The organism is Lutibacter holmesii, assembly GCF_042679665.1.
GTDB classification, from domain to species: Bacteria; Bacteroidota; Bacteroidia; order Flavobacteriales; family Flavobacteriaceae; genus Lutibacter; species Lutibacter holmesii.
This window is the reverse complement of record NZ_JBHTMV010000003.1, coordinates 510,464-527,918: the sequence shown is the minus strand read 5'-3', so window position 1 is coordinate 527,918 and position 17,455 is coordinate 510,464. Positions and strand designations below refer to the sequence as shown.

At 32.5% G+C, this 17,455-nt stretch carries 9 protein-coding genes; 2 read left to right on the top strand and 7 right to left on the bottom strand.

The window, feature by feature from the left end:
- Positions 1–6 precede the first annotated feature (6 nt).
- The 4 genes from sov to queG all read right to left on the bottom strand — a co-directional run bounded on the left by sov (position 7) and on the right by queG (position 11,039).
- Positions 7–7,074, bottom strand: coding sequence for a T9SS outer membrane translocon Sov/SprA (sov, locus tag ACFQ5N_RS05090; RefSeq protein WP_386808305.1), 7,068 nt, complete (start codon positions 7,072–7,074; stop codon positions 7–9).
- 4 nt (positions 7,075–7,078) lie between these two features.
- Positions 7,079–7,660: a Holliday junction branch migration protein RuvA gene (ruvA, locus tag ACFQ5N_RS05085; protein WP_386808304.1), complete on the bottom strand. Its 582-nt coding sequence runs from the start codon at positions 7,658–7,660 to the stop codon at positions 7,079–7,081.
- A 14-nt stretch (positions 7,661–7,674) separates the two neighbouring features.
- Entirely contained in the window at positions 7,675–9,978 is a 2,304-nt protein-coding gene (locus tag ACFQ5N_RS05080; RefSeq protein ID WP_386808302.1) for an NADP-dependent malic enzyme, read from the bottom strand.
- 134 nt (positions 9,979–10,112) lie between these two features.
- Positions 10,113–11,039 (bottom strand): tRNA epoxyqueuosine(34) reductase QueG, encoded by a 927-nt coding sequence (queG, locus tag ACFQ5N_RS05075; RefSeq protein ID WP_386808300.1) that lies wholly within the window; start codon positions 11,037–11,039, stop codon positions 10,113–10,115.
- A gap of 115 nt (positions 11,040–11,154) precedes the next feature.
- Here queG and ACFQ5N_RS05070 point away from each other — a divergent pair, with 115 nt between their 5' ends.
- Positions 11,155–12,156: a DUF4421 family protein gene (locus tag ACFQ5N_RS05070; RefSeq protein ID WP_386808298.1), complete on the top strand. Its 1,002-nt coding sequence runs from the start codon at positions 11,155–11,157 to the stop codon at positions 12,154–12,156.
- Between the two features lie 31 nt (positions 12,157–12,187).
- Here the strand turns inward: ACFQ5N_RS05070 and ACFQ5N_RS05065 are convergent, their stop codons facing one another.
- Together ACFQ5N_RS05065 and nrfD are read right to left on the bottom strand one after the other, a co-directional pair.
- A complete protein-coding gene (locus tag ACFQ5N_RS05065) occupies positions 12,188–15,076 on the bottom strand; it encodes a molybdopterin-dependent oxidoreductase (RefSeq protein WP_386808296.1) in 2,889 nt (962 codons plus the stop codon).
- A gap of 17 nt (positions 15,077–15,093) precedes the next feature.
- A complete protein-coding gene (gene nrfD, locus ACFQ5N_RS05060) occupies positions 15,094–16,710 on the bottom strand; it encodes an NrfD/PsrC family molybdoenzyme membrane anchor subunit (protein WP_386808294.1) in 1,617 nt (538 codons plus the stop codon).
- 156 nt (positions 16,711–16,866) lie between these two features.
- Here nrfD and ACFQ5N_RS05055 point away from each other — a divergent pair, with 156 nt between their 5' ends.
- Entirely contained in the window at positions 16,867–17,109 is a 243-nt protein-coding gene (locus ACFQ5N_RS05055) for a MoaD/ThiS family protein (protein WP_386808292.1), read from the top strand.
- Here the strand turns inward: ACFQ5N_RS05055 and ACFQ5N_RS05050 are convergent.
- The gene (locus ACFQ5N_RS05050) at positions 17,106–17,381 is read right to left on the bottom strand and encodes a DUF3817 domain-containing protein (RefSeq protein ID WP_386808290.1); all 276 of its coding nucleotides are present in this window, start codon (positions 17,379–17,381) and stop codon (positions 17,106–17,108) included. The genes ACFQ5N_RS05055 and ACFQ5N_RS05050 overlap by 4 nt on opposite strands.
- Between the last annotated feature and the right edge of the window lie 74 nt (positions 17,382–17,455).

The window sequence follows — 17,455 nt, the reverse complement described above, 5'->3', positions numbered from 1 at the left end:
TTATAATTAATTTCCTAAAATATATCTTACACTAATTCCCGAACTAACTGATTGACGAGGGAATGTTGTTGAAACCGCATATCTTGAAGAACTTTGATCAAAATAAAACGATGTGGTTAAATTACGAGAAACTGCATAATCTGCAAATAATTTGAAAGATAATAATCTTTGACCTGCAGTTACTTGGCTATTATCAGTATCAATTGCGCTAATAATAGTTTTATTATCTCTAAGTGCCAAATCTGCACGTATATTTAAATCTCCTTTTAAACGAGTTAGCTGCCCTCCAAATCTAAACTTCATTGCTAAATCTTTAATACGGTATCCTACTCCAACAATATATTCAATTCCTTTTAATTGAGTTACAGTATTGTTATTTAAGTTTAAAGTTAATCCTCTGTCCTTATTAATTACACCTGTAAAAGAAACTGAGTTTTTCATTTTCATGTCTACTTTTACCAAAGGAGCAAATTCTTCTATAAGGTTTACATTGGTAAATAATGTTTTATTATAGTAGTTTCCTGAAACATCAGTTTCACCATAAGGATTACTTGCATTATACTCTAAATTATTACTAAAACTTGTTATTGAATACAATGAATTATAAGCGTGTGATAGAGAGAAACTTCTAAAATTTTGTTTAAACCAACTAAGTTTCATTAATCCTTTATAAGTAATACCCCAACTAGGAATTGGAACATCTCTAAAAGCTGTTAACTTAATATCGTTAGCATCTTTTCCTGAATAAGAAGCCAAAAATGCTGGAATCATAACTTGTTGACTTGTGTCTCCAAAACCGTCTATTGGTTGTCCTGACTCTTCAGATAATCTTTGAGCAATAATTGCACGGTTTTCTTTGAATTTATCAAAATTTTCTAGCGTACTACCAAACACTGACCCTAACATATTATAGTTTATGCTAAAATTACCAAATTGAGACAAAGGAGAATCTGTTGATAACACATTATTTACCACATCTAATTGTTGTGATGATGTTTTTGTGTAAGTTTTGCTTCCTCTTAAATCAATATCAAAACTAGGTGCTGGCTTTAATGTTACTGCCAAGTCTAATTTATTTAAGTGTGTTTTTTTAAAGGTTCTGTTATAATACGGATCATCATTATCTCTTGACACCAACCATCCGTTTTCAACAGCTCGTTGTTTAATATCAACTTGACTACCAAATACAAAACCAAAAGAAGGAGCTAAACTTCCGTCATAATTATCTCTTCCTAAGAAACCTACTTCAGGAACATAACCTGGTAAATAAGTACCATTGTTTTCTATATAGTTAATTCTGGCACTCTTTGTCATTGTAAGTATATCATACAAAACATTTCCAATTTTTGCACCTGTACTTCTTTTACGTTTAGAAACTGCAGAAGCTTGGTTTTTGGTAGGATTTGGGGTGTTAATATTTGCACGAACACTTCCTTTATTTACCAATCTATCCAATCCTGTAGTGTTATAAAGTTTATTAAAATCTATATTTACACTTAACGCTTGCGTATTGGCATTTTGTATAACATTCCCAATTTTATCAACGTAAGATTGTGAAGCCGCTTGCCAATCAAAATCAGCTGTATAAGAATAATCAGCAGAAATAAATCCTAAATATGGTATTTTATCAATTGGCAGTCTATAAGTTCCGCTTAATGCTTGGTGGTAATTTTCTGCTCTTCCTGTTGTAAAAAACTTATCATAGATTTGAACTTCCTCATCAGTTCCAAATTGATCGTAAATATTATTATTAGATGCTCTAAAATCTAATTGCAAGGATTTTGTTAAATTAAAACTTAAATTATAATTCCAATTAAACGCATATGTTCTTTGTGTTAATGTAGGCAATTCAGACAAACCTTCAACCAAACTTCGAGATAACTGCTCGTTATAATTTCTAATAATATTTGAATTTATAGATACTGAGGTTGGAACAATATTTATATTAATATCTTTAATTAGTTGTAAAAATTTATTACTAAACGTTGTTGAATACTTAAATGGTTCAAGTTCCCAAGGTTCAAAATTAAAATTATAACCTGCTGAAGCTCTCACATTTTGATCTACAAATTTTTGAACATTGTAATCTTTATGATACACTTCATTATGTGCATATGAAACTGATAGGTTTTCAACATTATAAAATTTTGGTTTTTTTCCGCCCTCAGGATTGTACCCTTTTCTAACATTTATTAAACTTATACTTGTTCGCTTTGTATAATCTCTAGATTCATTGCTATTATCATCAATACTTTTAGCATCACTAAATAAAACATCTTGATATTGAGGATCGTATTTTGGGTCACTAAATTCTTCAGAAATACTGTAATTAAATGGTATTTGTACCGCCCAATCTTTTGGTAACAGTTGGCCAACATTTACGTTGGTTACCACGTCATACAATTTGGTGTCATTTTGTGTTCGCTCATTTAAACGTTGTTCAACACCTCCAAAACCAATAGTTTCCATTCTTCCTGTTACGGCAACATTTGCAAAATCAGCAACATTTAAATCGGCATTTACAACGGCAGACCAACCACCATCATTATCAAACTCTGAAGCTCTTAATTCATTAAACCATACTTCACCACTTTGCAATGAGTTAGAAACGTTTTGAACTCCTAACATAATTGTTTTAATATTTCCAAGGTTAGGGTTCCCTTTTAATCTAATTTCATAACCATCAAGTTCAGGAATAGGTTCGCTTCCTTCAATTGGATATAAAATATTTGATGCAACACCTTCATCAAACCTAGACAACTTTAATTGAGTTAAATATTCTAGCACCACTGCCAAATTATTTTCTTCGGGCCAAATTTCAAGTTGAGTGGTAGCATCGTAATCTGTAACATTTAATAACTTTTCTAATTGATAAAAGTTATCTGTCATATCACTACCAATTCTAACTATTGCCTTAAAATCTTCATTTTGAACTTGAGGTTTTGTTTGAATACCTTCTAAATGTAAAAACATTTTTAACTGCTTATACATTCTTAAATCAACGCTCACATTTTTAAAAATTGCTCTGGTTTCATTCGGCTCTAAATCACTCACTTTTAAAGAAAGTGATTGCTCATTTTGCTCTTGAAGTGTAGTAGATCCACGTAATATTTCACGATCAATTCCTGGAGGTAACACATACGGAATTGGTTTTCTATCTTCGTTTTGTTCAATATTAACAACTCCTACTTCAAAATTTTGTAATTCATCTGCATCTAAATCTTGTGAAGGTTGAATATCTTCATCAATGGTTTTTGTATAACGTCTCCAATCACCTCTCACCAATTCTAACTCTCCAAAACGCAATACTACAGGCATTTTAAATTTTGTTAAAAATATTCGCATAAAACGAATAGAATTAAATCCTGAAATATTGTTTATTACCTCATCTGGTGTTGAAACTTGAATTCTAAACTGTAACCATCTATACTGTTTTTCACTTCCATCATCTAATGTTACGGTAACATTTTTTTCATCAACAATATGATTTCTACCAACTTCTAAATCGCTTTTATTTAAAGAAACTTTATATTGATAGTAACTTTCAACGGCAGTCATAGTTTGATCTTTATCAATATCTTCAACATCAGGATATGTTGTTGCAGCTGTTGGATAATTTTCAGGTGATAAATTACTAGTTGGCGAATTTCCTTGTGTGTTGTTATATTTTTTATATCTAGTTAAAATAGATGCATCACTATTATCATAATTTGAACTTCTAAAATACTCGTAATTATCATTTGAAGGGTCTTCTCCAAAACTAGAACCAAATTTTTCTATTTCTTCTTCATCGTTCAAACCGTCAAAACCAATATCTTGATTTAACCGATCACTATCACTATCTGTAAACGTATATAATAAAGATTGGTTGGTTGGTACTTTACCCCAAACAGTATTGGCCGTATTTGTATCGCTTAAAGCATCTTCAGGAAGTCCGTTTTCATACATTTTTCTTCCGTCCTTTAATACATCTTCTGAAACATTTCCTAAGTTAAAATACACATCTCCAACTTGATTAGATGGGTCTGAAGGGTCAATACCAACAGGTAATCCTTCTTCATTTGTTATAGAATAATGTTCGTAAGGATCCATTAACCAAAACTGAATATATTCAACGTTAGATTGTTGAAAGTTTGTAGTAGTTAAAGCTCTTGTAATACCAGCCCAACGATCTTCAGGGTCTGTAAACTCTCCATTTGCATCAACATTATTTGTGTCGTAGTTGTAACTACCACGTTGATTTGGATAAAAAGCCATGTCAAAAGTTCTTACTACTGTTGATTGTGTTAAATCTAAGTCTTGCTCAGGAAACAATTCACTGTATCTTACACGACGAACTTCTTGTCTTGAAAGCTCACTACTATCAATATTATCTGGTTGTAATGAGGATCCACCATAAAACAGCGGGTCAATAATATACCAAGCTAATTTTGCTCTTTTGTAACCATATGCTAAATCTGATGCATTTCCTCCCAAATCAAATTGTGTTTGATATTGTGGTGTACTTGCCAAATGCCATTGTTGAATTGAACGAATATCTAACGGAATTTGAGAACTCTCAAAATCATCAATATAAGAAGTAGCCTCACCTCCTAAATCAATTCGGCTAGATGAACCCGGAAGCAAATACGCAAAATCACCTCTTACAGATAAATTTGAAGGAACATCAGTATCAATATTTGGTAATTTATTTATCCATTTAGTAAGCTTTGGAACTTCTGTACTATAACTGGCATTTAAACCAAAAATGGTGTTATTAAACGGTTCGTACCCCAAAGAAACTTTTTGAGTTACCGGCCTTTCACTTAAATTTAATATGGTTGCTCCAACAATAAAATTATCTGAAAATTTATGTTCAATATCAACACCTAAAAACAGTTTAGTTTGAAGATTAAATGTAGAATTATTTTCAACTGACACTTCAATTGGCGCATTGGAAGCTTCTAAACTTGGATTTACAATTTGAACACGTCCCATTTGATAATCTACCACGTAGTCAACACCTTCTACCAACTCTCGCCCACCTGTTGTTACCGTTACAGAACCTTGAGGAACGTTAAAAGCACCTAAAGAAATTCCATCTGTAGCTTCAGATTTGTGGTATCCTTTTAAATAATATTTATCTTTTGTTTGATAATTATTTTTTGCTTCAGACTGTGTTTCTCTATACATTTCTTCAAATACGTACACCTCATCTGCCGTATCTGTTAATTTATTAGCTAAGTCTTCTCCAAATGGTTCAACCGTTGGAAAAATAATAATCCCTTTTTCTGAATTAACCGTAATACCTTCAATATAATCAAAATATCCATCTCCTTCAGATGTGTAATTTTGTGTTTGATCTAATTGGTCAACTTCTAACAAATTCAATAAAGTACGGTCTGATATTCCTGGTGTTGCCGCATTTTGCAATACGTTTGTAGAAACTCCTGTAGCATCATCAGCATATAATACATCTAATCTAAACCCATCTTGCTGCATTCTAAAGGTTTGTAAAGAATATATATTCTTCATCATTAAATCCCACATTGGAATTTCAGTACTAATTATTTCACTTCGTAATAATTTTACCACAAGATTTGAAGGAGCCGTAATACCATCACTGGCAAATTCACCAACTCTATACACTTCAGACTCTCCGTTTACGGTATATTCATAAGCTACTGCTAAAACATCAGTCTCAGCCAACCTACTATTCAATGTAATATATCCTAATTGCGGGTGTATGTAAAAATCTGTAGTTGGATCTAATTTTAATGCATTTTCAAGTACTGAATAATCACGTCCTTGTTGCATATCAAAAGGCGCTAAACCTGTTGCAACCGTTGCAATATCACGCACAGGATTTGTGGTTGTTAATATTGACGATAAGTTATTTGCTTCATTTGTAGGTAACAACTCTCCTGAAACTGGAATAACATTTGCTGGGCCAATATTTGAAGGATCTGCTTCTGCCAAATCTGCCAAACCAACAATATTTCTTACGTCTTGTATAGTACTGCTTCTATTGGTTACCCAAACTTCAATTCTTGTAATGTTAATTGGACTATTTACAAGCGGATTATCTTTTAAAGCATTGTTATACTCATCTCTAAAGTATTGTGATAAAAAGAAATGTCGGTTTACATCATAATCAGTAGTTTGTAATTCAAATTCTTGAATAGTTGAGCCTCCTTCTGCTGTAACAGAGCGTGTTTCTGATTTTTGTTCAGCAATAACTCCTGTAACTCTAGTTTTACCAAACTGAAGTTCTGTTTTAAAACCAAACAAACTTTGCGCTCCAACAATTAAGGAGTTTTTTACCGGCATACTAATATTACCAACTTCAATTTTTTGAATAATATCATCTTCATTTGGCACATATTCTAACTTTACCTGATTTTGAAAGTTAAACGTTGATTGTGTATCAAATTGAGCGGCAAAACGCAATCTTGTTCCAACTTTAGCTACAACACTTGCACTAATTTGTTGATTAAAATCAAACGTTAAACTACTTCTATTTCGCTCGGATAATTGTGGATTGTCTACTTTTTGATATAACAAACCTAAATCTACTTGAATAGAACCTTGCGGATTAACCTCTACAGTGTTTCCGCCAAAAATAGATTCAAAAAAGTCTGAATTTACATAATACGTTGGCAACAAGTTTTTTTGAGCTTCTTCACTTCCTTTCTTTTTACTATTAGTTGAACTGATTTTAGATTGGTAATAATCTAACATATCTCTTTTCAACTTATAATCCATATACTCTTGCTGCGTCATATAAACCGGACGATCAACATAATAATCACCTATTTTTTCGGTAATTATATATTGCCCCAACTCTTCGTCAAAAACAATTTCTACTGATGGATCTCCTAAAAATAAACTTCCTGCTTGGTTGTTTTTAAATGGATATTTTAATTTAATGGTATCATTGGCTTTAGATACTTTTGCAGTATCAACAGCAACTAAAACTTTTGTTGAATCAAGTGGTTTAAGAGCGGGAGGCATTTGTGCCATTACTGTTGAAGTAAAAAACAACAATAAACATAATAGAAAATAAGGAATATGTATTAATCTACTCTTTTTCAAACGTTTATAAATTTTTAAGCGCTGTTTTAATAATGGCTTCTACGCTCAATGCTTTATCCTCTTTCAAAATCTTATCAATTACTTTTTCAGATTGTTTTTTATTGAAACCTAACACCTCTAAAGCAGTTAACGCTTCATTTTTATTGGTATTGCTTTCAGATAAAGAAACTTCATCTATAGCATATGTTTTTGAAATTTTATCTTTCAAATCAATCAAAACACGTTGTGCTGTTTTTAAACCAATTCCTTTTACAGATTGAATTACAGCAATATCACCCGAAGCTATTGCGTGTTGAATTTCATCTGTTGTCATAGAAGAAATCATAGTTCTAGCAATACTTGGCCCAACGCCTGAAACTGAAATTAATAATTTAAAAATTTCACGCTCAATTTTAGAGATAAAACCATACAGTGTATGTGCATCTTCCCTTACAGATAAAAAGGTGTATAAAAATACAGCCTCTTCATCTGGAAGTTCAGAAAATGTGTTTAGTGAAATATTCAACCAATAGCCAATGCCATTAGCCTCTACCACTACATATGTTGGATTTTTTTCTACTAATTTACCTCTAATATGTGTGATCATTTTATTTGGATATTTTAATCTCCAAATGTAGTAAAATAATCTGTATTATTGTTAGCATTTTCTTGTGCATCTAGCACTGCTACACAAACCATATTTACCATCTCATCAACACTTGCACCTAATTGTAAAATATGCACAGGTTTTTTTAATCCCATTACAATTGGCCCAATAGATTCTATGTTATTTAATTCTTTTATTAGTTTGTAGCTAATATTGGCAGAATTCAAGTCTGGAAATATCAATCCATTTACTTTTCTATTCATTAATTTAGAAAAAGGAAATTTCTCAGCTCTCATTGCATTATTTAAGGCAAAATCTGCTTGAATTTCTCCATCAATAACAATTTCAGGGTGATGTTTATGTGTATAAGCTACCGCAGCCGCACCTTTGTTATGTGATTTTAAATTTGCTGAACCAAAGTTTGAATAGGACAGCATAGCCAAATGAGGTATTACTCCAAATATTTTCATAACTCTATCAGTCATTCTAATAATTTGAGCTAATTCTTTTTCACTAGGATTTATATTAAAAGCAGTATCTGAAAAGAACATTGGACCGCTATCAGTCATCATAATATTTGTTCCTGCAACTCTTTCAACACCATCAGCTTTTCCAATTAAATCAATAATTGGTTTTGCAACTGTAGGATAACTTCTTGAATAACCTGTAACTAAAGAATCGGCTTCATTTTCATTCACCATCATTGCAGCAAAATAATTACGCTCGCGCATCCATTTTCTTGCATCTAATAAGGTAATTCCATCTCGTTGATTTTTTTCCCAATACACTTGTGCAAATCGATGTCTTCTTTCTTTTTCCTCGTCTGATTTTGGATCAATTATTTGTAAATCTGCATCAAAATTCAATTCGGCCATCAACTCTTTAATAACTTCTTTCTTTCCAAGTAAAATTGGAATTCCAATACCGTCTTCATGTACAATTTGTGCCGCTTTCAACACATCTAAATGGTCTGCTTCAGCAAAAATAACTGTTTTAGGATCAGCTTTTGCACGCTCACGAATCATTCGCATTAGCTTACTTCCTGCACCTAAACGTTCAGCTAATTGTTCTTTATATCCGTCCCAATCAATAATTGGTTCTTTTGCTACTCCTGAATCCATTGCTGCTTTAGCAATAGCTGGCGGAACTTCAGTAATTAAACGTTGATCAAATGGTTTAGGAATAATATAGTCTCTACCAAACTGTAAATGTTTTTCACCGTAGGTTATATTTACTTGCTCTGGCACTGTTTCCTTTGCTAAGTTTGCTAACGCATGTACAGCTGCCATTTTCATTTCTTCATTAATTTTTGTAGCTCTAACATCTAAAGCTCCTCTAAAAATAAATGGAAATCCAAGTACATTATTCACTTGGTTAGGATGGTCTGATCTTCCTGTTGCCATAATCACATCTTTTCGTGTTTGCACAGCCAAATCATATCCAATTTCTGGATCAGGGTTTGCCATAGCAAATACAATTGGATCTTTTGCCATAGACAACAACATTTCAGGTGTAAATACATCAGCAACCGACAGTCCAACAAAAGCATCAGCATCTACCATTGCATCTTCAAGTGTATAAATATCTCTATCTGTTGCAAATTCAGCTTTTTGAGGTGAAAGCCCTTCAATATCTTTGCGTATAACACCTTTGCTATCGCACATTACAACATTTTCAATTTTCACTCCTAAAGCTAAATACAAACGTGTACAAGAAACCGCTGCGGCACCTGCTCCGTTCACAACTACTTTTACTTTAGAAATATCTTTTTTTGTTATTTCAATTGCATTTTTTAAAGCTGCTGCAGAAATAATTGCTGTTCCATGCTGGTCATCATGCATTACCGGAATATCCAATTCTTCTTTTAACCTTCTTTCAATTTCAAAGGCTTCAGGAGCTTTTATATCTTCTAAATTTATACCTCCAAAAGTTGGCGCAATATTTTTTACTGTTTCAATAAATTTATCAACATCAGTGGTATCAACTTCAATATCAAACACATCAATATCAGCAAAGATTTTAAATAATAACCCTTTCCCTTCCATTACAGGTTTCCCTGCTAGTGCGCCAATATTTCCTAATCCAAGTACTGCAGTACCATTTGATATTACAGCTACTAAATTTCCTTTTGAAGTATATTTATACGCATCATTTGGGTTTGCTTCAATTGCCAAACACGGCTCTGCTACTCCTGGTGAATAGGCTAAGGATAAGTCTTTTTGTGTTGCGTATTTTTTTGTTGGAACAACCTGAATTTTTCCTGGTGATGGAAACTGGTGATAATTTAATGCTTCACTCTTTTTTTTTGTGGTACTCATAAAAATATTTATTATAAATAAAGAGCCAAATTTACTAATTATTAAGATAAAACAACCCTTTTTACATTGTTTCCTTTTAAAAAGCAATAAAAGTTACAACCTATTAAACTTCGTACAAATTTATTGCAGATTATTTATTTTGATAAAAATGAAATATTTCGCTGCAATCCTAAAAACTTGGTACGTTTTACAGCTGATTTTTTAAAAACCTTTTTAAAAACACTTTCAGTAATTTCTTCCCATTCTTGTTTTTCCATCTGCAACAAATTAGACTGTGGAAGAAACTGTTTTTCAGTATGTTGTTTCGAAAATCTATTCCACGGACAAACATCTTGACATATATCACAGCCAAACATCCAATCTTCAAATTTACCTTTCATAATGGAGGGTAACTCTTCTTTTAGCTCAATTGTGAAATAAGAAATGCATTTACTTCCATCAACTGTATTATTTGATAAAATAGCTTCTGTAGGGCAAGCATCAATACATTTTGTACAAGTACCACAATGATTTGTTTCAAAAGAATTATCATATTCTAGGGCTACATCTACAATTAATTCAGCTAAAAAAAAGAATGAGCCTTTATTTTTTTGAATTAATAATGAATTTTTACCTCGCCAACCTAAACCACTTTTTTGAGCCCATGCACGCTCCATAACAGGTGCCGAATCTACAAAGGCTCTTCCGTTCACCTCACCTATTTCATTTTGAATAAAAAAACTAAGTTCTTTTAGTTTTGATTTTAATACGTGATGATAATCTTCTCCGTACGCATATTTTGCAATTTTATATGAATTTTTATTTTGAACATGCTCTGGAAAATAATTAAAAGACAAACTAATTACAGATTTTGCATTATCAACCAACAATCTAGGATCTAATCTTTTGTCAAAATAATTTTCTAAATAACTCATTTCACCTTGATATCCACTTTTTAACCAAGACTCCAAATTAGAGGCTTCTTCTTCTAAAAAGCTTGCTTTTGAAATACCACAACTTTCAAAACCTAACCTTTTAGCTTCTTGTTTTATTAAATTTGAATATGTTTGTTGTAAATTCATAATTCACAAAAATACTTGAATTTTTTCATCATAAAGCTTTAATTAACTTCAACAGATAAAAACTTTATACTAGTTGTCTTTTATTTTATATATTCACTTCAAAATTTAATTAACTATGATGAAAAAAACATGGCTTTTTTTTGCGGTAACATTCATCTTTGTTAATTCAATTTGCGCAACTAATTTCAAAAAGAAAGATACGCTTATACGTCCGGCGCAACTTTTAGACTCCTTAATATTTAGTGAAAAATTAGACTGGTCTTTACGGTTGGTATCTAACTTTAAACAACAATCATTTAGACTTAGAAATGATGACAATAAACTAAAATACATTCCAAACAATCCTTTTGGTATAGGTATTGGTATTGCAAATCAAAAATTAATTATTGATATAATTTTTAACCTTAAAACTGGAAATGGAGAGCATACCAAAAAATTTGCTGCAGAAGGAGCTCTTGTGATTAAGCGAAATTTATTCAATTTTGCTTTACAAAATGTGAACGGTTATAAAATTTCAAACAACAAAAATGACGCTAGCATTTTTAGAAGTGATATGTCTATATCTTCAATTGCTTTAGGATATTTACGCATATTAAGTAAAGATGAATTTACCGTTAGAGGTATGAAATCAGGATATACCACACAAGATAAAACAACCATTACTTTTGGTGCCGGAGGATTTTTAATTGTAAATAATATGAGAGCCGATGGCTCCATAATTCCTCCTGAAGCTGAACCTTATTTTAATGTTAATGCGCAAATTCATAAAATATACTCATACGGCGCAGGAGTTTCTGCCGGAATTTCAAGCTACTTTGCTTTACCTGCTAATTTTTTCACTTCGTTTTACATTGCTCCAGGAATTGGATTAGAGTATAAAGAAATTAAACTTGAAGAAGACTCATATGTTCCTTCAAAACCTATCATTTATAAAACCGATTTTTTTGCTTCAGCAGGTTACAATAGAAAAAAGTTTTACATTCATTTTACTTTTGGCACAAATATTTACGGCACTAGTTTTGACTTTAACAATACTGGTGTTTTAAGCATCACTAAATCTAAATTAGTTTTTGGCTACAATATTGGAAAAATTAATTTCCCTCGAAAAATATTTTAGTGCAACTAGTAACCTTAAAATTACTTATATTCTATTCTTCCTTCTCAATATAATATGTTGAATCATCAGGTCTAAAAGCTCTATCAAACCACAACGGTCTTCTTTCTCCATTCGGACCAGGAGCTGGACGAGTCATTGCCAACCACTCTTTAAAAACTTCATGAGATTTGTTAGTATCTACAAAAATATCACCGTAGTTTTCTCCTTCTTTTGGTTTTTCAATTCGCACACGTTGATGCCAACAATGCATTCCACTAATTGGATCTGGATGCACGGCGTGTGTTATATTTTGATGCACTCCACCATCTTTCCAAAAAATACGTTTCGAATCTTTATCGTGTGAATCAAAAGGTTTAATACCAGAAATAGTATTCATTTTCCAAACACCTTTACCATCGCTTTCAATATTTACAGTATTTGTTGCCCATCTGTTTCCAATTTTATCTTGCGGTCTACGCCATCGACCAATATGGTGTGAACAAGCTACAACTCCCGGCTTCATACTTTGTGTTACCCAAACTTTATCTATAAAGTAACCAATATCTGTATTTAATTTTACCAAATCTCCTGTTTGAAAGCCCCATTTTTTTGCATCATCTGGATGCATCCAAATTGGATTTCTATTAGAAATTTCAACCAACCATTTTGCATTTCCTGATCGAGAATGAATTAATGTTGGTAATCTAAATGTTGGCACTAATACATATTCACTTTTAGATTTATCTAGTTTTTCATTATGAATATGGCTTTTAATATAGGTCGGCGTTGCATATTCAGGCCATTTCCAATCTACCATAGTTTGTGAATAAAACTCGTTTTTACGCGATGGTGTAGGAAAACCTACACAAGCTTTTCCTTTTACCATAACACCAATTGCCTTGCCATTTTTTGAAATTACATCAGTTACCGGATCAACTGTTGAACCTTTTAACTGTTCTTCTGAAAGTTCATTTTCATTTACTTTATACGACTCTCCTTTTTCTATTTCAAAAGCACCATATTTTTGCATGTATTGCAGTTCTGTTAAACCTTCAGATTTTGCTTTTTCTGGCAAACCTTTTACACGCTCAAAAATATATTGGTAGTATTCATCAATAGTAATTTTTTCTCCAGGACGGTATGGCGATTCAAAATGTTTACGTATTCCCATACTTCCATCTGGATCAATTCTCCAAGACAATTCAATAAAAAACTCATCTTCTTCCCAAACTTCACCTGGATTTGACTCATAAGTTAATTTTACAGGTTTACCATTTCTTCTTGCTGCTTCGCGTAATACTGGTTGACGAAAAGCAACCCAAGTTCCTCCGTGAGTAGCATAACTATTTAAATCGTGACGCTCTGAAGCCAATCCCATTGGCAATACAAAATCGGCATAAAAAGCTGTTTCATTCCAAGTTGGTGTTAATGCTGAGTGTAATCCAAATTTAGATTCATCGGCATACATTTCCATCCAAGTAAATCCATCAGGATACGTCCAAACAGGGTTAAAAACTCTTGAAAAATAAACATCCATTTTACCTCTTCCTTCCTTTAAAAAGTGTGGTAATAATTGGCTCATTTCAAAAAATGCCAAAGGATATTCTTTTGGAAAATGCAATTCGTTCCATTTTTTTTGAGGCTTTGGCGGATTTGGTTGTGTTGGCTTAAATTTATTCCAACTATTTGGCGATGTTCCTCCTTTTGCTCCAACTGCTCCTGTTAAGGTTGTTAAAAAGTGTAATGCTCTTGCAACACACCAACCTCCTAAATTTGAAGCGCCTGCAGCTCGCCAATTATGTGACGCAAAACGTTCACCGGCTTCACCAATTTTATGAGCAATTTCTACAATCATATCAGCTTTTACACCAGATTCTTTTTCAGCATACTCAGGCGTAAATTCTTTATACTCCTCAATCATTGCAGCAATATAATTCTCAAAAGTTATTTCTTTATCTGAATGTCTTGCTCTCAAATATTCTTTCCAATTTGTCCAATTCTCTAAATATTCTCTGTTATACAATCCTTCTTGAAGAATAATTAATGCCATTGCCAATAAAACAGCAGCTTCAGTTCCTGGATAGGATGGCAACCAATAATCAGACATAGAAGCAGTGTTTGACAAACGCGGATCCATAGTTGCCAACTTGGCTCCTTTCATTTTACCTTCAATAATACGTTGCGCATGTGGATTGAAATAATGTCCAGATTCTAAATGAGCTGATACCAATAAAATGAATTTAGCATTTGCGTGATCTGGTGAAGGACGATTGTAACCGTACCATAAATTATAACCAAAACGAGCTCCTGAAGAACAAATATTTGTGTGTGAATTATGTCCATCAATTCCCCAACCTTGCAAAATCCAATTCATAAATTTTTCTTTTCCGGGTCTTCCAACATGGTAGGCAATTTCATTATGACGATCTTCTAAAATGGCTTTTCGAATTCTGTTTGCAATTGTGTCTAAAACTTCATCCCAAGAAACACGTTCCCATTCACCTTCACCACGTTTTCCTTTTCTTTTTAAAGGAAATAAAATACGATCGGGATCTGTAATTTGATTGATTGATGCCGGACCTTTAGCACAATTTCTTCCTCTACTTCCAGGGTGATACGGATTTCCCTCAAATTTTTTAACTTCTTGTGTTTCCTTATCAATAAAAGCCGTTAAACCACAAGCACTTTCACAATTAAAACATGTAGTTGGTACAATTTGATAGGTTTTCTTATCTTTTTTAGGCCACACTTTTGGGTCATACTCAACCCAATTGTCCCATTTTTCTGGAGGCGGAAAGTTCTCATACATTTGAGCAACTTCCTCATTAGAAAAATGACGCATATCTTGATCAAATTCCTGATAACCTTCTTTATGCAGATTTGGAATTAATCCAATTTTCTCTGCAATATTTTCTATAAATGATGGTTTTTTATATCCCATGACTTTTAAATTTTAAATTATGCTAACGGAATTCTTTGAGGGGCTTCCACCCAAATTTTCTCAGTTGCTACAATTCCTATTAAAACTAACACAGCCGATCCAACTACTAATGGCTCAGAATTTCCAAGGATTAAAAATAATAATGGAATTATATTTCCTATGATTACTGATACTATCCAAAATAGATTTCTATAACGTCCTTTAGTAATCATTTCAACCACTTTTTTTACTGAAGTTGTTGGATGCGTAATAGTTAACTCTGTAATTAAAGTGAATAAATTAACAACCAATGCAAAAATCATGGTGTTCTTTAAAATACCCATCCAATTTTCAGTTCCAAAAATTAAAGAAGCAACAATAAAAATAGCTGCTCCTGCCATTATGCTATGCACTAACATATGCAATGGTAACGTTGGACTTTGCCAAAAATCGCGGCCTTTTGCTTGTGCAAATAAAAATGCCGTATACACAGCTAGCAAAATTGCTGAAACTGCTGTTACCCATAACAAAATTGTTTCTCCTGTTTGTATTTCAAAAAAGGTCATTGCTCCCCAAACAGTTACTAGCAACCCAAAAATTGAAATTGTGTAACCTCCTTTAACCAACCAAGAGTTCCATTGTGGACGTAATAAAACGTTTAAAAATCTATCTGGTCTATCTAAATCCATAACTAAGAACAACCCTGTTAAAGCCAAGCCAACTAACGATATTCCTGCTGACCATAACTTAGCTGTAGAAGAAACTTCATACCCTAAAATAATTGCTATAAACGGAATTAAAAAAGCGCCAGCTGCAATGGCTTTTGTAAACACATATGCCGAAACTTCCCAGCCCCACAAAATCCCTTTATCAGGTGTATCATAAACTCTTCGTGCTTTTCCTGTTAACACATCAATATAGTTTGGGTTTTCTGAATCTTTTCGTTGATATGCCGCTTCAATATCATTGTCAATCGTCATTTGTAACAAATCAATATCATCATTGGTATTTAACATTTTTTCTGCAGCTTTCGCAAAATGACCAACACCACGTGCTTGAGAGTTCCATAACCCAGGTCCCGATTTAGCAGTTGCTTCAGGAATTAATGAAGCATCATCTCCATCAATGTAAAACAAGTTTGGATTGGTGCCTTTTTCAGGCTTTCTAACTTTTACTGCCTGACGCGCTAATAATTGTGAAATTTCTGTTTCTGGATTGTGAATATCCCCGGCAATAATTGCATGTTCAGGGCAAACCGAAACACAAGCAGGTTCACGACCAACGTCAACCCTATGTGCACAATAATTACATTTTGCAGCAGTATTGTTATCCGGATCAATATACAAAGCATCATAAGGACACGCTTGCATACAAGATTTACAACCAATACAACGGTTGTTGTCAAAATCAACTATACCATCTTCACGTGTATAGAGAGCTTCCACAGGACAAATTTCAACGCAAGGAGCATCTGTACAATGATTGCATCGCATTACTGAAAAAATTCGTCGTGTATTGGGGAATTCTCCTTTTTCAACTTGTTTAACATACGTCCTGTTAACTCCAACAGCAACATCATGCTCAGATTTACAGGCAGTTGTACAAGCATGACAACCAATACATTTTCGGTTGTCAATTATAAAACCGTACCTCATTTTTTATAAAATAGTTTGATGTTTAACAAATTTAAGCAATGAAAAAATTAGTTTTGTAATCAACATCACACGTAAACTATTTATAATTAATTTAAATAATTAAGAAATATTATAACCAGAAATACATTATTTTTACATTTAAATTTAGAAACTAAAATGAAAATTCAACTTTTGTTTTTTGGAATAACTACAGATTTAGTAGGAACAAATTCTATGACTTTTGAAGTTCTTGAAAATAGCTCTGTACATAATTTAAAGACTCAACTAATTACTCAGTTCTCTTCATTAAAAAATATAAATGACTTTGCAATTGCCGTAAATGAGGAATATGCTACAGACGATTTAAAACTAACAAACGGAGATGTAGTTGCCATTATTCCGCCAGTTAGTGGAGGTTAATCTCTCAAATATTTTTTATCAATATAAAATGTTCCAAAAGGAATAATTGAAGCTACCAAAATTATAAGGAACTTTTTAGTTTCCCATTTAAGTTCAAACTTTAACATTACAGCTAAAACAACGTAAACCAAGAACAATATACCGTGTGGCATTCCAAGCATTTTAACAAACATTTCATTGCCTGCCAAATATTTAATAGGTGTTGCTATAAATAACAATAACAAATAAGAAACTCCTTCTAAAACACTTACGATTCTAAATATTTTCTTCATTAAAAAATTGAATATAATTTGTGATCTCGCAAAAGTACATTTTTGATTTGTTAACTTTGTAAAAGATTTAGTTA